This is a genomic window from Mesorhizobium sp. M0663, assembly GCF_040320585.1.
Lineage (GTDB): Bacteria > Pseudomonadota > Alphaproteobacteria > Rhizobiales > Rhizobiaceae > Mesorhizobium.
Map to the genome: position 1 here is coordinate 86,062 of NZ_JAMYPX010000020.1, position 20,607 is coordinate 106,668.

Below are 20,607 nucleotides of genomic sequence, written 5' to 3' on the forward strand. Positions count from 1 at the left end.
CTAGATGCGCGGCACCATCGTCGAAACGCTGCGATAGAGCCGGTTGTCTTCCGGTCGATAGAGCCGCGCCTCGGCCGTCTGGCGAGTTCCCAAGACGGGCACCGAGATTTTCCGTGTCCAGGTGTCGCCCGGCGCGATGGTGAGCGATCGGAAGATGGCGAACGGCTGCCCATCAAGGGTGATTTCCAGGTCGAATCGCTGAGGTTGGGTCTCGGCGCTCCTGATGCCGACGGTGATCTGGCCGGACTCGCCACTGGCCGACGGCAACAACCAGAACGCGGTGTATTTGAATTCCCGGTAGGCCGCTTCGTCCCAGACAGCAACCGCGTAGGCTCCGGTCGCCACAAGCAGCGCTAGCATGAGCGCGGCCCCCTGCCAGAACCGGATCCGCGCTGGTGCCGGCCAGGCTGGCAGATCGGGAGTGTCGCGGCGCCCGGCCGCCAGCAGCGCCGCGGCGGCCGTCACGGCCCAGAACCACAGCGCCCACCCGAGCGGTGTAAGGAAGCCTACGGCGTTCAGGGCAAAGCCCCCGGCAATGCCGGCGGCGAGGCTTGCTCCGACCGCGTAGACCAGGTGTTGCAAGGCGGAGGTGGTCCTGACACCCATGGCCCGCAGCACCACGTGGCCCGAGACGAAAAACACCATGGGCGCGCCCAGGGCAGTACGCAGGAGCAAGCTGTCGCTAACCGAAACGGCAGCCACTGCGGCCCCCGCCCACAGGCACGCGGCCAGAAGGTCCCACTTGCTACCAATTCTCATGCAATCCTCTCACATCGTAGATGACGATCCAGCCGTTGTCGTAGATGCGGGTGACGCCCTTGACGTCATTGAACTTGAGCAGCGCTGCGCCCGAGAGCGGAGTTCCCTGCTGGGCTTGCCACGGCTGAAAGTAAAAGCCGAGCACCGGCGGAGCCGTGGTCAGGCGAAGGTCAATGAGCAGGAAATCGATGTCGCTTCGCGCCAACGCCCAAAACTCGTCGGGCCCCAATGTCTCGGCATCGAATATGCGCGCGGGATCGATCCCTTTGACGATGGTGACTCTGACGTCCTGCCGGCCGTAACCCGCAAGCAGAAGACGGTTGATACGGTCGGTGGTGAACCGGTTGCCGGCACCGAGCCATTCCCTGGCCCAGAGTGCCGTTTCGATCCCCATCGGCTCGATCGATTCCTGATCTGCACCCACCCTGTAGCGCCCATGGATCGGATTAATCGAAGAACTCGTCACGCCGCCTAGGACCATGATCACCAAGGCAACGGCAGGCGCGATGCGGCGCCACCCGCGTGGCGCGCGACCCTGCCAGAAGTGGACGATGCTCACCGCGACGACCAGTCCAACGCCGATGAACACGAACGTTCCCATGCGGTTGCCGATTTCCCAGCCGGCGACGGTCAGTCGGAAGGCCACCGAGACTGGGAGGCCGAAGGCCAGCAAGCTGAGCAGCACGAGGCGGCTGTCGCGCCAGCGGCGTTTGAGAATGCCGTGGATGGGACGCCAACCGGATCGCGCACCGCTCGGCGCTGCCAGGGCCAGCGACCGAAAGAATCCCGTTGCCAGTCCGAGCGCCACCAGCAGGAGCGCCAGCAAAGTGGTGAGCCGCATGTAGAGGGCCTTGTCCGGCGCTCCGAGGTGCTCCGACGGCGGGGTGGGCGCGCCTCGGATCTTCCCGAGCAATGTGTCGAAGCCGGACTCGATCACCGGACCGAGGTAGCCTGTGAGAGGGACGTCACGGGCCTGCACCCACAGGATCGGCAGGGCTATGGCGAGGATGGCGGCGAGACCCACGGCAATGCTGGTCTTGATCCGAAGGGAGTCTTGCCGGCGCAAAGCCTCGAGGGCCGCTAGCGCTCCGAAATAGATGGCGGCGAAGGCGGCCGAGAGGTGATGCGTGACCGCGAGGCTTGCCAACAGCAATGCAATCAACCCGAGCGACTTCAGCCTCGGTTGCCCGACGAGATCCTTGGACGCTGCTTCAACCGCGAAAGTCAGCAGGCACAGCACCATGCCGAGGCTCTCGTAAGAGAACATCGAGTCGAACAGGAAGAAGGTTGAGCAACCCATATAGGCCAGACAGGCGACGGCCGAGATACGCGGCGATCCGGCGATGCTTTCAAGGAACAGAAACAGTGCACCGATGAACGTGCCCTTAAGGATGACCAACAAGAGCGCTCCCGCCACAAACAAGGGCAGTCCCGTCAAATCGACGATCGCGGTCGTCAGGATTTCCAGGCCGGGGTAGCTTGACCCGATAGGAAAAAGCGGGTTGGACAGGAACAGCCGCCGGGCCGTGATGAGATCCTCGGCCGCGATCCAGTGCAAAACCTCGTCGTAACCGCTGAAGCTTGTCGGGGAATAGACTACCTTGCAGTAGAACAGGGCTTCGGCAAGCAGGAACAGGAGCACCAGGCGCTCACCCCTGGCTGTTGTCGGCCAGGCGATGCGAAGGCTGATCGGAGCGACCAGGAGAACGACACCGGACCAGAAGAGCGGCGCCGCCACGTCATAGTCCCGGCGCCCGGCTGCGTGCCCGGCCACGACCAGGAGTAGAGCCGCGGCGATCGTTAGGCATAGAGCCGCGATCCATCCGGAACTGGCGCGTTGCGATGGGGCATCGGCGCTGCCGTCGCGAAGGTCGGGACCGACAACGGCCAAGACGAATCGGATCCCGACCTGGAGCGGGTTGATCCTGGTTCCTGCGGTGAAATGAGCTGGCAACATCAGCATCATACTCTCCTCGCAGGAGACCAGGATGTCAGGCCACCGGGGGGCAAGGGGACAGTGGATCGGTTGCCGAGGACATCATAATAGACGTCGCTAAGCGCGTGCGCGCAAGCATCCCAGTCGGGCAGCGCCAAATCCGGGACCTCCCGACGGGACTCGAGTTCCTCGGCCATGGCGGCGGCCAGCTCTCCCGGACCGGCGTTGCACGGGATCGCCCGGCACAGGCCTTTGGTGGCCAGCTCCCGCAGACCGGACGTGTCGCTGACGAGGACCGGACGGCGAAGTGAAAGGGCTTCCATCACGGCGACCGGATGGGCTTCGTATTCGCTGAACAGTATGAAGAGCGCGGCGCTCGCCAGGAGGTCTGCCATTTTCTGCCGCTCGGATCCGGGGATTCCCGCAATGGTGACCCGCTTTTCGAGGCCGAGCGTCGCGACGAGGCGTCGTAATTCTCCCTCGTACGGGCCTCTTCCGACGATGTGCAGTCGGGCATCCGGTACCCGGCGGATCAGTTCGGGCAAGGCCGCAATCGCCCGGTGATGGCCCTTGTAACGCTCCAACCTGCCGCCCGAGACGATCAGGTGCGGATCGACCTTGACGCCGGGGCTCGCAACCGGCATCGCGGCACCGTTCGGGATGACCACAAACCGTTCCCGCGGCACGCCCATCCTCGCGCTGAAGAAGCTGGCTTCGAATTCGGAGACGCCAATCAGCCGCGCGGCCCGGGCCACTAGCGGCCGGAGCAGCGCGTGCTGCGTGCCGCGCATGGCGTTGCGCAGCCGGGAGGAATGCCCGCCGCTGTGGAAGGTCAGGATGAACGGAAGGTCCCCGCGGACGGCCGCCAGCAGCCCGATCGGCGCCACGAAGCTGTTGTAACCTTGGAAATGGATCAGATCCCAAACCCCGCGCCGGATGGCGGTATAAATGCGGGGCGCCACGTAGAGGTCCAGCTCCCTCGGCCAGGCCGGCACGCGCTGCACGCGCATGCCGCGCATCTCCTCCTCAACCGGCAACTCCCCCGAGGGATCGGTGGTGAGCACGTCGACCGAGTGGCTACGCGCCACCAAGCGGGCACCGACTTCCTGGATGTGAGTTTCGATGCCGCCTATGAGAGGATAGCAGCGGGCGGCAACCATCAGGATTCGCATCGGGTTTGTCCACCGTCATCACAGGCTGTGGCGCTCCGCCTGTGCTGTGGGTGCACCCTCTCGCGCAAGATGGTTTTCACGACGCGCCAGCCGTCCGGGATGGCGCGCAGATGGCTCACACCGCTGATGCGCGGAGCCTCGAAACTCGCCACCTCGACGATATTGAGGTGGTTCTTCAAGGCTCGCACGTTGATGAGGGTCTCGATCTCGAACCCGTCGCAATCGCAGTTCAGCGTGGCGACATGCTTGGTCCAGAAAGCTATGTATCCGTAGCATAGATCGGAGAACCAACCGCCATAGAGCAGCCGCACGAACAGGGTCAGCCCCGTGTTGCCGAACATCCGGAACAGCGACATGTCACCGGTGCCGGCGCCCTGGATAAAGCGTGAACCCTTAACGAGATCCGCGCCGGCCATCAGCGCACTGACAAACACGATCGCCTCCTCCGGGACCATGGAGCCGTCGGCGTCCAGCATGACGATGATGTCGCCTGTGGCGGCCAGGAATCCCGCTTGCAGTGCAGCGCCCTTGCCCCGACGGGGCTCCATGACAACCTTCACGTCCTCACGCAGGCGGCGCGCGACCGCGACCGTGTCGTCGGTCGAACGACCATCCACGATAATGATCTCATGCGCCCAGTTGGGGATGCGCGGCAGAAGCCAAGGGAGGTTCTTGGCTTCATTGAGCGTCGGGACGACGAAGCTGACTCGGGGCAGACTCAACGATCGCCGCAGCGCGAAATTGATCGGGTCAGGCGGCGATGCGGCACCGATGGGGGCGACAATGCTGGAAAGACGGGCGTTCATGGCAGCGCTTTGAGGTCGTACGATGGGACCCAGGGGGCGGGCTGAAAGCGCGCCAGGACTGCCGATAGGTATCGGGCGAGATGATGGGCCGGGTGATACGTCCGGTGCTCCGCATCACGCGCAAGCAAATGCGCGGCTAGCGACAAGCCGTGAGGGCCAGCTCCAATGACCGCCACATCCACGGATGCGCTTGATCCAACCATATGCGGACTCCCGGCCATAATAAAATGAAGATGAGATGAAAGAAGATCGGTACGCTTGCAGCCTCCCCCTAATCTTAGTTATGCGAGCATTACTGATGCAGATCTGAAATGGAAGGACGATGGATGGTTAGGAAAAGACAATAGATGATTAGCTCTTTTGGGGTATCCCTTCAGGTATTTCCAGCCCATACCACCTGCGCGGATAGTGCGGCAGCGGCACCGATCATCTTCAGCAGCTGTGTTGGCAGCATTGCCAAACCCGTTTAGACCTCTGGGGCCACCTTCAACGCCAGCGAGGACATCCATCGACCCGCGGCCGGCACTAGCTCACAAGCGACAATTTCTACTGAGCGAGCCGTGCAGAAGGCAGCGAAGGTCGTCGGCGCGAAGAAATGAACGTCCAGACAACGCTGACATTGCCACTGGCCAGAAGCTGCAATGTGCAGGTGGGCTCGCTCCTTCACTCGGCCGTGATTTCCGAGCTTATTCTGTGCCCGAGAAGGGTCGGGCGCGCCCGGCCCTTCTCAGGCGGGGTACCTTGCGCTCGACCACCTGGCTACGGGTGGCTGACCCGGACGAGACCGCCCAAGAGAGGGACTGCCCACGCGGTCCCGAGACCGGCGCGTCGGGTACCAGCAAACGATAGGAGGTCGTGACCTCTCGCAAACCCCGGATATGCCCGAACAGGTCGATCACCTCCAAGCCAGACCGGCGGTTGTAGGTGTGACACCCCAACGCTCCGGACCAAATGCGACCGACCGGGGTCTGGGCAAACTCCGACGCCCCGAGCGCATCGATCTGGCAGAACGTCACCGCGCTGCCATAGCCGCGCGCGCAGTCTTGGACCGGGCGTAGCGTGCGTCCGCCGTGTCGGATGACGGCGCCTGCGGGGCGGCTGAGCCTGGCATCGATCAGGACCGGGTTGGCGGCATGGGGCGTCCAAGACCCGGTCAGGCTCTCGGCACGGTAGAGGCTGAGGACATCCCAAGACGTGGACCTCCACCGCCTTGGGCTGACGAAAAACCAAAAGCCGCCCTCATGGCAGAGAGGCGTGGTATCGTAGCCCTCGATCCCCTCGATGAGGCAGGCCTCCCGCGTCCACCGGTAAGGGAATTCCACTGCCCTGTAGAGGCTAACATTCCTGGCCGTCCCCGATTCGGGGATCATCCAGATCTGCCCGTCCTGCTCGAACACGAACGGGTATGAGAGGTGATGCGGTTCCTCCAAGACGATCTGGGGTGCGCCGACGGTCCCGTCCCGGTCCGCTGCCACGACCGCAATGCACCCCCGGTTCTTCGAGTAGAGGTACTGTTCGACAAAAATGAAATCCTGCCCCTGGCGCCGGAACGGGAACGGGTCGGCAAGGTAGCTGTCGGTGCTTCCGGTGAGCACCGAGAAGGTTGCTTCGCCTTTGTCGAGCAGGCTCGCCGATTCATCGAAGCGCCAGCCAACCCCCCACATCCTGCCGCCTCTTGCCAGGACGTCCAAAAACCTGATCGCTTTCGATGCCACCGTGCCGGTCGCCCTTGCAAGGGCCGAGGATGCGCCAAGTGAAGGCACGGCCGTCCGTGAACCGGGGACACCGGACGCAGCTGAACCGGTTTCCTCGCGCAAGGCTTTGAGGATCAGCAGCACAGCGCAGGAGAGGACGCTGTCTAGACTCGCTGAGAACACTCCACGGTCTACACTGGCCGGACGGGCCATCCACGGCCGCAACGGGCGCGCCGTGTCGTGCAGGTCGACGAGAAGGTCCTGATCATTCGCCACGGCCGCCATGACGCCGATCTCGCCGGGTACGCCGTTGAAGAGCGGCGTCAGCACCCGCAGCCCCGCCGGGCGCGTCTCCTCTCCGCTCAAATCGATCACCACGTCCACTTGGTCGGACGGAGGCGGCGGCAGGGACCGCAGCGCCGCCTCGACGGAGTCAGTGGCGCCGTTCCCGCGAAAGCCATAGACCAGTCGTTCGAGTTCGAGCAGCAGACGGCAGGTCAACGGCAGCGGGCGGCGACCGGCCGCCAAAGCGCAGGAGACCTCGTTGCCGGGCACTTCAGCAAGCGCTTCTGCCAGCCAGAGGTGCCACCGAAGTAGCCGCGATGGATCGAGACTCAGGCAAATGCGCATTGTTGTTCTGACCGCGGATTTCAAAAGGACGCCGGCTCACAGCTTGACGAGAACCGCCTGCGGCGATCCGCCTTACCAAGACTCCGCCGCGGGCCCGCGGGCCAGGGAGGTAGATGGAAAGCGATGGCGCGTGTCACAGCGCGAGAATATTTCCCACCTATTACTACCGCGGGGACTCGCCAATAAGAGGAGCCGAACTCTTGGTTGGGAGCGATGTCTGACAGCACGGGTCCATACTCGAGCGACCGGAATCGGCCAAGCACCACTATGCCCGAACGACGCCCGGGCTGTGCGAGGTCAGAGGAGGTAATCCCTCGGGGCTGTTGCACTCGGCGCCCGGCGAGAGCCACATGCCCGGGTGATTGTTGGCTGGCAACGAGTGAAAAATAGGCTGCGCAACGCCGGACTGCGGGTGCTGGTGTGCGCGTTGCTGTCCGTTCCGGCAGTCGTGAGCGCCGCGGATGACCCGTCGGCAACGTCCTTCATCAAGACTTCCGGAACGAACTTCACCTTGGACGGCAAGCCCTTCTTCGTGACTGGCGTAAACAACCACTATCTGACCTACGGGTCGCCGGATGAGGTCACCCGCGTTCTCGATGACGCGGTGGCGATGGGCGCCAATGTGGTCCGCACCTTCCTCCAGCCGGTGATCGGGTCGCTCGACGGAAGCAAGCCTACGATCTGGGATTGGCGGCTTGAAGGCGAAGCCAGCAATCTCGCGGTCAAGGGCACGTACCTGCTCTACTGGGACCCGAGCCAAAACAGGATGGCGATCAATGACGGCGCCGACGGCATGCAGAAGGTTGATTTCCTCATCGCCGAGGCCGGCAAGCGACGCCTGAGGCTGATCATCGCCGTCCTGGATTTCTGGGCCTTCACAGGCGGCGCCCAGCAGATGCGGGCCTGGTATGGGAGCCGGGACGCCCCAGGCGTGCAGAGCCAGTACGACACCGACCTCAGCAAAGAGAAGTCGGAGTTTTTCTTCCAGGATCCGCGCACGAAGCGCGACTACAGGACCTGGGTCAGCCACATCGTGCAGCGAGTCAACCCGCTCACCGGGCTCGCCTACCGGGATGATCCGACCATCATGGCCTGGGAGCTAATGAACGAAGGCAATGCGCAGCCGGAGGCCTTACGATTGGCTTGGACCACCGAAATGACGGCTTACGTGAAGTCGCTCGATCCGAACCATCTCGTCACCTCAGGGCACGCTAACGTCGAGTCGAAGCTATCGGATCTGACGATCCCGACTCTCGATTTCGGGACCTGGCACGGCTACCCGCTCTATTACAAGCTCACCGTCCAGCAGTTCGACAGCTTGATCACCGAGTTCTGCCGGTTGGCAGTTCGCGCCGGCAAGCCGGTGCTTCTGGAGGAGTTCGGCTATGCCCGCTCCAATCAGAACTTTGCCCAGGCTTACGCGATGTGGCTCGACACGCTGACGCGCGAGCGCAACTGCGCCGGCTGGATGGTGTGGCGGCTGGTGTCGCGGCAGGACAGCGGACGCTATCCCGTCGACGAATATGACAAGTTCGATATTCACAACGACGGAGGTCCGCTCTGGAACATCCTCAAAGCCGCCACGGCTCGGGCGACGCAGACACGCGAAACCAGCCCGGCCTCAGACACCAGCCGGCAGTTGCCATGACCGAAGCCTCCGTCGTGATCTGCGCCGACACACTCGATCGCTGGGACGATTTGAACGCGGCCATCGCGTCGGTGCGCCGCCAGACCTGCCCGGCCCGCGAGATCGTCCTCGTCGTCGACAACGATGAGGCGCTCTTGGAGCGCGCCCGGCGCGAGATCGAGGGTGTCGTCGTCACACCTAATACCAACGTGCGTGGACTGTGCGGCGGTCGCACGACGGGAGCCGGATTGGCGCCCGCGCCGGTCGTGGCGTTTCTCGATGACGATGCGATCGCCGATGAGCGCTGGCTGGACGAGTTGCTGATGCCCTACGCCGACCCGCGCGTGCTTGGCGTCGGCGGCCGCCTCGAGCCTCTGTGGCGCAAACCTCGGCCCTCGTGGTTTCTTTATGCTGAGAGCCGGCTTCCGGGTAAGCCGAATCCAGCGCGTGGAAGTCTGGCTTTATCGCATCGTCTATCGAAGAGCTTGGGGCAGACATTGGCAGTTCAAGTCGGGAGAATTCCTAGATGCGTATTCTGATGCTTGCGCAATCCTGTACGCCGATTGGCGTTGGCCAGCGGGGCCACGTCCGGAACCTAAGTATCGGTTTCGCCCGCCGCGGTAATGACGTTGCCGTTGCCACAACCGGTCAGCCTGGATCGAAAACCGGGCAGACCGAGCATGGCGTCACCAGCGAACGCCGGCAGGTCCCGCGCCCCCCCACGATCTCGGTGATTATCTGTGCCTACACCGAGGACAGATGGGAGCTGATGCTTCAGTCGGTGGCCTCGGTTCAGGAGCAGACCTTGCAACCCTGCGAGATCATCGTATGCATCGACCACAATGAAATCCTGTTTCACCGTTGTGCCGCGTACTGGGCTGGCTTCGCCGCATCCACCCCTCCGATACGGGTGATCCAGAACAAGTACGACGGGCACCTGGGGTCGGCCCGAAACACGGCAGCCGAGACAGCTGCGGGAGACATTCTGGCGTTCTTGGATGACGATGCAGCGGCCGACAAGGACTGGCTCGGGATTCTCACAGACCCGTACCGGGATGAGCGCATCGGCGCCGTCGGCGGGCGCCCCCTACCGGTTTTCGAGTCTAGCCGCCCGGCCTGGTTTCCCGTGCAGTTCGACTGGGTGTTCGGATGCGCTTATGACGGTCTTCCGACAAGCCGAGGCCCCTTGGCTCATCTTATAGGTGCCAACATGTCGGTGCGGCGAACCCTCCTTGAGCAGGTGGGAGGGTTCCACTCCGACAATCACGACGACATGGACATGTGCCACCGCGTGGCGCAGATCAAGGGTAGTGAGGCTGTCATCTACGAACCGGCAGCGACCGTCCGCCACTTTGTACCCGCCTCACGGCCGAGTTGGAAGTACTTCTGGCGCCGCTGCTTCTTCGTCAACAAGGGGAAGATCGAGGCTCTTGCCCAGATGGGCGACGCCGCAACTCTGGGTGCGGAAACCCGCTTCGTCTGGTACGCGCTGACCAAGGGCGTACCGCGAGGGATTTGGCAAGCCGCCAAGGGTGACCCCCACGGGCTGGTCCGGTCCTCGGCCATAATCATTGGCATAGGTCTGGCCGCGGCAGGCCACGCCGCCGGTCATGTCGAGCGGGCGCGGCGATTGCGCCGGCAGCGCCGACAGGCCACCAGGCAGGTATTTAACACAGCCGCGCGAGCCAATGGGCGAGAGAAGTGAATGCCTTCTTCGATAATCATTGGTTCGGGTCCGGCTGCAGCCGCCGCCGTGTTGGCGCTGTCCGGGAAGTCTGACGAGAAGATAACTGTGTTCGATCCGGGCACCGTGCTGGACGTCCAGACGCAAGAGGTAATCTCCAGGCTGTCCAAGCTGCGTGTCGGCGACTGGGATGAGGAGGACGTCCGCCGGATCGGATTGCAACCCAAGCGCGTACAGTCGGATTCGCTCCCTGAAAAGAGAAGCTACGGATCCGATTTTCCGTTTGTCAACAAGGGCCAACTCGACGGAGTCCACTCCCAGGGTAGAGTCAACTCTGCTGTGATCTCATGCGCCTACGGAGGGTTCAGCAACGTCTGGGGGGCCCAGATCATGCCCTTCAGCGCTGCCACATTCAAGAGATGGCCGTTCGGTTTCTCGGATATGGAAGAGCACTATCGGACGATCCTTGGTCACATTCCGTTCGCCGGAGAGTCCGACGATCTCGATGAGTGGTTTCCGCTCATCGGATCTCCGCACCCGCTTCCGCCGCTGGCACCGCGGACGCAGATGGTGCTGGCCAACTACGACCGGCACCGCGATCGTGTACGCTCCACCGGAATAACCATAGGGCGCGCGCGGCTCGCCTTCTCGGCGCCCGAATGCCAGCCCTGCGGCCTGTGCATGACTGGGTGCCCGCGGTCGCTGATCTACTCGGCCTCGCACAGCTTCGACCGCTTCAGGCGCAGCGGGAGGATCGACTACCACAGCGGGCTGCTCGCGGTTCGAGTCGGCCAGGAGGCCGACACGGCAGTCGTGGAGGCTCGGGAGCTATCCAGCGGCCGGATCCAGCGATTCGCAGCCGACCGGGTCTTCGTGGGTTGCGGAGCTATCGGCACCACTCGGCTGATCCTGGGCTCGCTCGGATCGGACCAGCCGGTCCATCTTTCGGAATCGGCTCAGTTCGTTCTTCCAATGATGTCCGTGAAGCCGACTCCCGACCCACGTACAAGGCGCGAGTTCACACTCAACCAGTTCAACATGGTCATCGGCCGGGACGACGAAGGCTTCGACGTCTCACAGGTTCACTTTTACCCGTTCAACCACGCATACTACGATGCGCTGCCCGGCTTCCTCCAACATCCCGCCGCCGCCTTCGCGACAGATCGGCTGCTGAGCCGATTGACGGTAGGCCTCGGCTATTTGCCATCCTGGGCGTCACCCAAGATACGGATCACAGCCCAGGTGCCCGCAGCTCCTGATGAGCTACCCCGGATTACCCTTACTTCCGAGGGGTTCAGCGAGACCAGCGTCAGGGGCAAAGACGTGCCTCCGACGCTGCCTGACGTAATAAAGCGCATCTATAGGGCAGCACCTTACCTTGATTTGTGGCCGGTCACGTCGCAAATGCTGTGGTCGGGTGGGGCCAAGAGCTACCACTTTGGCGGCAGCTTTCCCCACGCTAGTGAGCGGGACGCCCGGAGTGCGACGACAGACCGCGTCGGGCGGCTGGCGCGTTGGGACCGGATTCATCTTATCGACGGTTCGGTTTTCCCAAATGTTCCGGCGACTACCTTTACGCTGACTGTGATGGCCAATTCTCATCGCATCGCCTGCGAGGCGATGGAACTGACGGGGTGAGCATCAATGCGGGTCGGCATCACCGGAGCGACTGGGTATGTCGGGTCCATCCTGCGTGCTACCTTCGCCCAGCAAGGGCATGAGGTCATCGCGTTCGCCCGCCCGAACCGGGCGACCTCCGCATCTGCCGCCGCAATGGCCGGCGTCGCCGAATGGCGCCCATATGAGATTAAGCGCCCGCCGTCGGGGCCCGCATTCAGCGACCTAGATGTGCTCATACATAGTGCATGGGACCTGAGTCTCATCAGTGCCGGCGATGTATGGGGTGTCAATGTGTCCGGCTCGCAGCACCTCCTCCGCAATGCCGCCGACGCAGGGGTTCGCCGGGTCATTTTCATCTCCTCGATGTCCGCTTACAAGGGAACCCGACAGTTGTACGGCCAGGCCAAGCTGGCGTGTGAGCGCACAGCCAGCAGTCTGGGAGGCGTCTCCACCCGCCTCGGACTGGTTTACGGCCCCGGTTGGGCCGGGATGGCCGGCGCGCTGCGCAAACTCACCAAACTGCCGGTTACACCTCTCATCGGGGCGCGCTCCCATCAGTTCACCGTGCATGAGGCAGACATGGCAGCCGCCATGGTGCGTATTGCCGAGTCGGACATGCCCCTGCCGGAACCGGTAGGGCTGGCCAACCCCGAACCGGTGCCGTTCCGACGGCTCATGAACGAGATCGCCGCGTCACAAGGCAGAACACTGCGTGCCGTCCCGGTGCCCTCGCAGCTTGTCAGTTGCATGCTCCGGGCAGGAGAGGCCCTGCACGTCCCCCTACCCTTCCGATCCGACTCCATCCTGGGGCTCGTGCACCCGGCGGCAGAGGTTCCCGGGGTAGGGCAGCTCAAGCAGCTCGGAATCAGGTTTCGAAGCTTCTCGCTGGACGGAGATCGACGTTAAAAATATGGGAGATTTGCCCGGCCCTGCGGGTGACAGCATTTTGACACTTCCCGGGCACTGCAACTTTCACCTTCGTGAGCCTCCAGCACACAAAGGTCGGTTCGCGCTCGACGCGCACGAACACCACCTCAGCTCGTGAGGACGATCAACGAGGCGCCGCCGAGTAAGCGCACCGACAGGTCCTCTCCGGCCATAGTCCGGACAATGCCTCGGGCGGCATTACCGAGGATGGCTGTAGTGGTTCTCCATTCGGGATGGATCTGCAGAATATCTTCCGCGGTCCTAGTGTACTGTGCGTCAATAATTTTAAAATCTGTGTCGCGCAGAGTCGCTAGCGCCGTTGCCTGATCAAAGTAATGCAGGTGACCAACCTCCTTGCGTTGCTTAAGATGCTGACCACGTAGAAGTCCTACGACATTCATGTCAAGTGGAATATGAAAAGTATAGTATCTTGATCGTCCTCTTAGTCTTCGAAGGAAGCCAATATAATCATCAACGTGCTCGAAAACATCGATGCACAAAAGAAGATCGCAATTCTCGCCGGTCTGAAAGAAGTCGCCGCAGTGAAATTTGAGGTTGTTTTTTTCTCGGTGTTTGGCCAAATTTATAGCGTAGGGAGCGATATCGTAGCCGATGGCTGTTGAATCACGGAAGATATCATGCCGAAGAAGAGCATCCAGAACGCCTCCCGTCCCACAACCTGTATCGACGATTTTCTGGCAACTGATGTTGTTGGCGCGCACGATCTTGGCGATGTTCTCGGCCTTAACACCGCCATCTTCGTCATGCCAAGTCGGATTAGCAGCGGCATAATCTATTCCGGTATAGAGGTCATTACTTGACATCATCTCTGCCATCTTTTGTGGTTGAGCCAGATTAAGTTGCCTCAAATATTTCGGTGTTACTAATAGTTTCTTTTGGCTTGAAATCGACCAGCGATCGAGGTCGCTGCATGGCCACAAGGCCAGGTCCAGAAGGGGATCCTAAGTCGTCCTGTCGATCGCACTTCACATTTCGGGAATGGACGAATGTTAGGGAGCCGCACCGGTCTTGAGGTCGCTCAGGGTTCCTCCGTTGCCTCGGGGCTACACGCTACATGCGAACCGCGCATCTCAGTGGGCGCAACCGGATAAAAACAAAACCTAGCCATTACAAATGTAACGACACTCTCGATGGCGTCAAGCCGCCGGCGGCGAAGCTTCCGGGGAGGTCCCGTAAGGCACGCGGCCCATCTGAGGTAGCTCATGGGAATCCAACTCCTCTCGGCCCACAGCGAGGCTGACTGGCAGAAATTTTCGCCGATCAGGGACAAGCGATGCCGCATTGTCGGCTTTGCGTTCTGAACGACGGTCAACCTGCATAGACGACCATGCAGCAAAAGAGCACGCTAATCGACTGTGCCCCAGGTGGAGCTTTGGCCACTGGCTGCGCGGTTCAGACTCGTGGCAGGCGCCACGCGGCGAGAACGCGCCGCGCCATAGGGGTCAAGTATCAGCCACTTCAACAAGCCGCTTAAGCGATCGCACTTCCCCTGGATGCGGTTGCAGGTTCGGCGCGTTACATGCAGGCACGCTGGCGTTTCGATTGAACGGCCTGTCGGCGCTGTAGGGCCTGCACTCGATAGCAGGGCCAGCTCTCACCTTCGATCATTGAAGGCAGATCATGTGGGACATCGCCGCCGTGGCGCTGGCGAGATCCCTCAGCAATACGTGTAGAGACTGCATCGGCCGCGCAAACGGCACGGTCGAACATCGGACCGGCAGCGCCAGCCATAGGTTCGACGGCTCGTCCGCCACGCAACTCGGAAGACATCCCGGCCATCCTTGTCGACGACCTCACATGCGAACGACCCCGCGAACACATGCGCTCAAACCGGCGCAACATTTCAGCCGACGGACACGGTTTTGGTAGGACGTCCGGAAGGGCGCTTCGGTGCGGCCGTTCGACACACGTCCTACATTAGAATGTGTTAATAAGTTCTCACTGAGCCTCATTCTCGCCGCAAATGGCAGTAAGCTCGTGTTAGCTCGATACATCGTCCTCGGATTAATCACTTCCTGATAGTATAAGACGGTAAGCGGGATAAGTCCAACGAGCGGAAATGCCTGCGTTTTACTTAGGGCGCAGGCGTAATTACAACAAAAAAACACAACTAACCAAGGATACACCGTGTTTTTACTAAACAGCTCGGCGGTGCCGGAAGAGCTGCGCTCGACTTCAATTTGGCTGCGGCTGGAACCGCCGAACAGCTTGCGTGCGCGGCAGCACCCTCGACAAAATTCGTCTTCGGATGGCGAGTTCAACGTTCAGCTTGCTCGACAATAATGTCCGGGCGAGGACTTCCAAATCTCCGCTACTTTGAAACTCCGTTCGCAGTGCCCAACTGCGAGCATGCGATCTGCCGCGCGCCTTGGCGATGCGCGGCAGTGGAATTCCCTGTTTTCAACACCAAAGAGGATCACTGAATGACTCTTTCCGCCCCCGCAGGCTTTGCCTCTAGCGATCTCGTCTTCGAGGAAAACTTCTCCGGTACGGCGCTCGACAGCGACTGGCATACCTACATCACCAGCAATGCCGCCAATGGCTGGCCATGGAATAGCAATGGATCAGGAGGAAGCAACGCAGGCTCGCAATATTATGCCGACTACGATGTGCCGAGCCAAGTCTCCGTGAGCAACGGGGCCTTGGATCTCACGGCGATCAAGCAGCCCATCAGCGGCATAAATCAGGGGACCACACAGACATACCCTGTCACGTCCGGCGCGGTCAGCAGCTACGGCAACTTCGAATTCAATGGCGGCTACCTTCAGATCAGCATGAAGGCGCCAAGCGGCGATGGCGCATGGCCGGCCCTTTGGCTGTTGCCCGGCCATGGCGCCGGCAGCAGCGGCGACAATTTCGAGATCGACATGCAGGAGGGCGGATTTACCGGTTCGGGGCCGGCGGACCAGATGTTCTCCTGGCACCTCCACTCGCCGTCAGGGTGGGTAGGAAACAGCATTGATACGGGGACCGACCTCACGGCCGGCTTCCACACGTACGGCATCAACTGGGTGCCCGGTCAATCGATCACCTGGTATCTCGACGGGCATCAGATGGCGCAAGTGACCAGCGCACAGGCGCCGATCCCGGATGAACCGATGGAATTGATCATGAACAATGGGGTCGCGAATTCGAACGTGACCGGATGGCATACGGCTCTGGATGGTTCGACTCCTTCGTCGATGCAGATGCAAGTCGATCAGATTCAGCTTTACCAGAAGGCAGGCAGCGGTGACACGGTGACGGGTGCCAACGTCACTCCCCCAATCACTGGCTCGACCGGGACCGAGCCCGTGTCTGGCACCGGGACGGTTCCTTCTTCCGGCAGCACCAGCGATGGCACCTTGTACGGCACCAGCGACGCCGATGTATTACACGGAACCAGCGGCCACACGATGATTGGCTATGGCGGCAACGACACCTATTATGTCGATAATGCCAACGAGAAGGTGGTTGAGGCGGTGGGCGGCGGCAACGACAGTGTGCTCGCCTCGGTGAGCTATGCGCTTTCCGCCGGCTCGGAGATCGAGCTCCTCGCTACCAATAACGCGTCAGGCACGAAAGCAATGACCCTCGCCGGCAACGAGTTCGCCCAGACCATCCAGGGCAATGCCGGCAACAATGTCATTAACGGCGGCCTCGGCGCCGACGTCTTGACCGGCTACGGAGGCCACGATGCCTTCTCGTTCAATACTGCTCTTGGAGCCGGTAATGTCGACAAGATCACCGACTTCAAGCGCTCCCAGGATACGTTCCATCTCAGCGATACCGTTTTTGCCGGGCTTCAGCCGGGAGGGCTTCCATCCAAAGCTTTCTTTATTGGTGCAGCCGCGCATGACAGCTCCGATCACATCATCTACGACAGTGCAACCGGGGCGCTCTCTTTCGACAGTGACGGGGCCGGCGGCGCATCTCAAATACAGTTCGCCAGCCTTTCCCCACATCTGTCGCTCAGCGCAGCCTCGTTCTATGTGACCTGAAGGACTACGCGGGGCTGCCATGGCCAAATAAGGACTGGATGAACAGCACCTCAAAGCCATGGTGCCGAACCGAAGTCAGCGTACCAAAGGCGGGAGCCCGGTTTTCGGCGATGATCTGCTCAAGCAAAAGAGATGCGGTTCCATCCCGATGCCATCGGGATGGAACCGCTCTAGTTGTGAGCTTTGCGCAGGTTGTCCATTCGGACCGAACCGAGGAGACTGGAGTTACCAAGCTTCGGGTCCGAATGAACATCCCAGACTGGCATGCGCAGCATCATCAGCTACTTTCTCTCGCCAATGATGCGATACAAGCAGGAAACACTGCGAGAGCGGTAAGAAGCCGGTTTGCAGCCGACGAAAGTTCGCCCTCCGGCTTCAACTCGAGAGCGCCGCAATCTTGTCGAGGCGATAGGTCAAAGGCGGGAAGCGGTCGGCTCGAAGCTGGATGACCATAGCCGGTTGTGGAAGGTCGAACTGCAACAACTCACTCGCGAGACAGGCCTTGCGCTCCACATTGCATCACCATCCGACGGGCACATCGACGTGGCGCAACATCGAACACCCCTGTTCTGCCGCATCACGCAAAGCTGGCGCGGACGGCGCCTCCTCAATCGCGTGGCCCTGGTCGAGCTGATCGCAGTCACGACAACCAAGCGGACCCGAAGCGGGCGCGCGGTCGATTCCGCGACCGACGAAAGGTATCAAATGAACGATGTCGAGATGGAGGCGCTCGCCATCTAAGGCGACGCATTCATCCGGAATGGAACTGCACCATCCGCCCGAGATCAGTGGCAATTCGGAGCAGTTGACGGGTCCTAGCCCGAGCTCCCTTCCCTGCGCAATAAAGACCAATGCTTGCAGGTGACGCCAATTTGGGAAACTATTGAGCCCGCGAGGCCTCTCACGCGGTTGATTTGGTCCAGGCTGCCGCAACTGAATTCGTGGCGATCTCTAAAACCGACCTCGTTGTGCTGGGAAATACAAGTGCTGACGTCGCGGCGCTCATTCCTGAAGCTCTTTGGCGCCGTGTCGCTCGCGGCATTCGGTCTGGCGAGTTATGCCATCGCGATTGAGCCTCGGTTTCGACTGAGTGTCACGCACTACAAGCTCCTTCCGCCGCGCTGGCCGACCACTGCCAAGCCCCTGCGCATCGTCGTGGTCGCTGACATCCATGCCTGCGAGCCTTGGATGCCGGTTTCCAGGATCGACGAGATCGTTGGTGTTTCGAATAGCCTGCAGCCCGACATCATCCTTCTCCTTGGCGACTACGTGATGGGCGTGCTGCCACGCTATGCCACCGGGATCGTGCCCGACACTGTTTGGGGGAATTCTCTTTCGAAACTTTCGGCGCCACTCGGCTGCCACGCCATTCTCGGCAACCACGACTGGTGGCACGGTGTCGATAGTGTCCGCAGAGCCCTCGTCGACAATGGCATTCCGGTCCTCGAGAACACCGCCACGCTTATCCGTCAGCAGGATGGCCCAGCATTCTGGCTCGCGGGTCTTGGCGACCAGTGGGCCATGCAGTTTTCTCGCGGCGTGTACAAGGGCGTCGACGATCTGCCTGGAACAATGGCCGGAATACCCAACCACGGCAATCCGATATTGCTCCTTGCGCATGAACCGGACATCTTCATTACTGTCCCTGACCGTGTCAGCCTGACGTTATGCGGCCATACACATGGCGGACAGGTGCGCTTGCCATTCGTTGGCCCCCCCATCATCAATTCAGCCTACGGACAGCGCTTCGCTTATGGGCATGTCGTCGAGGGTGGGAGGCACATGATCGTATCCGGGGGTTTGGGCGTATCATGGCTGCCGGTGCGCTTCGGCGTGTCGCCGGAGATCATGGTCGTCGATATCGGCCCGAAAACGTCCTCTCGTCCTGTAGACGAACCATCCGCTGTATCACGAGACCTGCCGTCCGCCGTTGATCGTTCGCACGAGGGTATTGATGGTTGTGTACATGCCGTATTCCAATCGCATCCAAGACGAACGCGGCACAGTCTATCATCCCTTTCTCCGACGGGCGGAGTCGGCGGATAGCTCTCGATCCACTAGAATGCCTTTAAGAAGCTGAGCCAGGCGTTCCGAAACACCTTTCTTCGACACATTCTCGGGGAAGGGAAAACCTGAATGGGTACGGCATCTTGTAGCCCCCTGCTTGTCGTTGGCGCCCGAGCAGAACGCATCTTGGAGCATGCAAATGGCCCTGGTTGCACGAGATCTCCTTTGGGCCATCGGCGAGCATACTCCTATTGGATGAGGCGGCGCGAACCAGCGTTTCAGGACTACTCAAATTCCTGAAGGGGCCTGCGCCCGGCAGCATGCTAGGACTGTTGCACGCAATAGCGGATCAAAACCGTGATCCTGGACATAGTCGGCCGAACCACGCCGAACACATTCCTCTTTGAAATCCAGCGTTCCGCGGTGGGCTGTCATTCAGCCGAGCCGAGCCGCAGATGGCCGATGGCGTGTAGGCAAGCGAAGAAACATACGGCAGGTCAATATCCCTGTATGGCATCGACCTCGATATAGAGAGGGGTTGCAATTCAGCCCCAGCTATAGACCGTTGCGGCCGGATCAGACGGGCTCGCGGGTGAGATAAACCGCAATTGAATTGCGCTCCACCAAGCGGGCCGCAAGGACACGGTGCTCGAAAGGTAACGTGGCCTCCGCCAGCCTCTTCAAGAGAAGCTCCGCTGCCGCCGCTCCAATCAAATGTGCCGGCTGCGCGATGGCTGTGATACCCTGGGCCACGAACTGCATCCAGTCGAGATCGTCGAAGCAGAGCAGCGAAACGTCTCCTGGAATCGCAAGCTTCAATGCGGAAATGGCCTCCAGAACCCCTGTCGACATCACACCATCGGCCGTAAACAGAGCGGACGGTGCATTGCGCATTGTCAGCAGATCGAGCGCCTCCTTGCGGGCTGCCTCGCTAGAATAGAGCGCCACGCGACGGATCAATTGCGGATCCGGCGTAATGCCCGCGGCGCGATGGGCTTCGAGATAACCCAATAGCCTCTGCCAGCTTGGATGATGGTAGCGAAGATCAGCGCTGGAGAGATCAACGTTTGCCACAAACGAGCCAACATCGTCGCGTTGGCCCGGCCCGAGTTCCGCCAATATTCCGATGCGGCTGTGTCCGGCCGCTATCATCGCCGCGATGCTGCTATGCGTTACAGAAACGTTGTCGACCACGACTGAATCAGTTTCCAGGCCCGCCATCATGCGGTCGAACTGCACGACGGGACAGCGAGCCGCGACTGCTTCACGAAGGTGATCCGGCTCGTCCACGAAGGTCGATGAGACAATTAAACCGTCGACCTGCTTTTCCAGCAGCAGTTGCACCGCCTCTTGCTCGAGTTCGGCATTTTCATCACTGTTCGTAACGATAACCCCGAAGCCGCCGCGGCGCGCGACATCCCCTATTCCGCGCAGCACGCTGGCGTAGAATGGGCTTTCGATGTCGCCAACCACTACGCCGATAGTCTGCGTTTTACCGGTGATCAGACCTTTGGCAAGGCGATTGGGGCGGTAGCCCAGCTCAACTGCTGCGGCGCGCACCTTCTCCTGAACCTCGGGGCTGCTGTAGCCGTAGTCACCAAGCACGCGCCCAGCCGTGGCAGAGCTCACTCCAGCCCGGCGAGCGACTTCGATGATAGTTGCGTTTTTGGATCTTTGAGTCACCCAGCAAGTCCCGCCGACCATGCAACGTCGTGGCGACGAACTAGCGGCAGTTAGGCACGCC

Annotated in this window: 14 protein-coding genes and 1 pseudogene; 8 read left to right on the top strand and 7 right to left on the bottom strand. The window is 61.2% G+C overall.

Annotation, left to right across the window (positions count from 1 at the left end; all coding sequences use genetic code 11):
* The 5 genes from NKI54_RS26365 to NKI54_RS26385 all read right to left on the bottom strand — a co-directional run bounded on the left by NKI54_RS26365 (window position 1) and on the right by NKI54_RS26385 (window position 7,021).
* A complete protein-coding gene (locus NKI54_RS26365) occupies window positions 1-645 on the bottom strand; it encodes a hypothetical protein (RefSeq protein ID WP_352692688.1) in 645 nt (214 codons plus the stop codon).
* Window positions 646-745: 100 nt separating this feature from the next.
* Complete coding sequence (locus NKI54_RS26370; protein ID WP_352569943.1) at window positions 746-2,722, bottom strand: putative glycosyltransferase family protein; 1,977 nt, start codon at window positions 2,720-2,722, stop codon at window positions 746-748.
* Complete coding sequence (locus tag NKI54_RS26375; protein WP_352692689.1) at window positions 2,722-3,867, bottom strand: glycosyltransferase family 4 protein; 1,146 nt, start codon at window positions 3,865-3,867, stop codon at window positions 2,722-2,724. Before NKI54_RS26375 ends, NKI54_RS26370 begins: the two co-directional genes overlap by 1 nt.
* Window positions 3,855-4,673, bottom strand: coding sequence for a glycosyltransferase family 2 protein (locus NKI54_RS26380; RefSeq protein WP_352692690.1), 819 nt, complete (start codon window positions 4,671-4,673; stop codon window positions 3,855-3,857). The genes NKI54_RS26375 and NKI54_RS26380 overlap by 13 nt, the downstream gene beginning before the upstream one ends.
* Before the next feature lie 686 nt (window positions 4,674-5,359).
* The gene (locus NKI54_RS26385) at window positions 5,360-7,021 is read right to left on the bottom strand and encodes a glucosamine inositolphosphorylceramide transferase family protein (protein ID WP_352692691.1); all 1,662 of its coding nucleotides are present in this window, start codon (window positions 7,019-7,021) and stop codon (window positions 5,360-5,362) included.
* 334 nt (window positions 7,022-7,355) lie between these two features.
* Here NKI54_RS26385 and NKI54_RS26390 point away from each other — a divergent pair, with 334 nt between their 5' ends.
* Genes NKI54_RS26390 through NKI54_RS26410 form a run of 5 tightly spaced genes read left to right on the top strand, consistent with a single transcriptional unit; the run spans window position 7,356 to window position 12,834 of the window.
* Window positions 7,356-8,645, top strand: a complete 1,290-nt coding sequence (locus NKI54_RS26390) for a glycoside hydrolase 5 family protein (RefSeq protein ID WP_352692692.1) — start codon at window positions 7,356-7,358, stop codon at window positions 8,643-8,645.
* The gene (locus tag NKI54_RS26395) at window positions 8,642-9,163 is read left to right on the top strand and encodes a glycosyltransferase family 2 protein (RefSeq protein WP_352692693.1); all 522 of its coding nucleotides are present in this window, start codon (window positions 8,642-8,644) and stop codon (window positions 9,161-9,163) included. The genes NKI54_RS26390 and NKI54_RS26395 overlap by 4 nt, the downstream gene beginning before the upstream one ends.
* Window positions 9,151-10,329 carry a glycosyltransferase family 2 protein gene (locus tag NKI54_RS26400; RefSeq protein WP_352692694.1) on the top strand — a complete coding sequence of 393 codons (1,179 nt, stop codon included), beginning with the start codon at window positions 9,151-9,153 and terminating at the stop codon, window positions 10,327-10,329. The genes NKI54_RS26395 and NKI54_RS26400 overlap by 13 nt, the downstream gene beginning before the upstream one ends.
* The gene (locus tag NKI54_RS26405; RefSeq protein WP_352569948.1) at window positions 10,330-11,946 is read left to right on the top strand and encodes a Rossmann-fold NAD(P)-binding domain-containing protein; all 1,617 of its coding nucleotides are present in this window, start codon (window positions 10,330-10,332) and stop codon (window positions 11,944-11,946) included.
* Between the two features lie 6 nt (window positions 11,947-11,952).
* Window positions 11,953-12,834 (top strand): NAD-dependent epimerase/dehydratase family protein, encoded by an 882-nt coding sequence (locus NKI54_RS26410; RefSeq protein ID WP_352569949.1) that lies wholly within the window; start codon window positions 11,953-11,955, stop codon window positions 12,832-12,834.
* 128 nt (window positions 12,835-12,962) lie between these two features.
* Here the strand turns inward: NKI54_RS26410 and NKI54_RS26415 are convergent, their stop codons facing one another.
* The gene (locus NKI54_RS26415) at window positions 12,963-13,691 is read right to left on the bottom strand and encodes a class I SAM-dependent methyltransferase (RefSeq protein WP_352692696.1); all 729 of its coding nucleotides are present in this window, start codon (window positions 13,689-13,691) and stop codon (window positions 12,963-12,965) included.
* Between the two features lie 1,608 nt (window positions 13,692-15,299).
* On the opposite strand from NKI54_RS26415, the gene NKI54_RS26420 reads away from it, so the two are divergent.
* The 3 genes and pseudogenes from NKI54_RS26420 to NKI54_RS26430 all read left to right on the top strand — a co-directional run.
* Window positions 15,300-16,856, top strand: coding sequence for a family 16 glycosylhydrolase (locus tag NKI54_RS26420; protein WP_352454197.1), 1,557 nt, complete (start codon window positions 15,300-15,302; stop codon window positions 16,854-16,856).
* Window positions 16,857-17,201: 345 nt separating this feature from the next.
* Window positions 17,202-17,597, top strand: a complete 396-nt coding sequence (locus tag NKI54_RS26425; protein ID WP_352692697.1) for an ISAzo13-like element transposase-related protein — start codon at window positions 17,202-17,204, stop codon at window positions 17,595-17,597.
* A gap of 246 nt (window positions 17,598-17,843) precedes the next feature.
* A pseudogene (locus tag NKI54_RS26430) lies at window positions 17,844-18,722 on the top strand (metallophosphoesterase); the annotation flags it as partial.
* A gap of 717 nt (window positions 18,723-19,439) precedes the next feature.
* On the opposite strand, the gene NKI54_RS26435 reads toward NKI54_RS26430, so the two are convergent.
* Window positions 19,440-20,567 carry a LacI family DNA-binding transcriptional regulator gene (locus NKI54_RS26435; RefSeq protein WP_352692698.1) on the bottom strand — a complete coding sequence of 376 codons (1,128 nt, stop codon included), beginning with the start codon at window positions 20,565-20,567 and terminating at the stop codon, window positions 19,440-19,442.
* Window positions 20,568-20,607 lie beyond the last annotated feature (40 nt).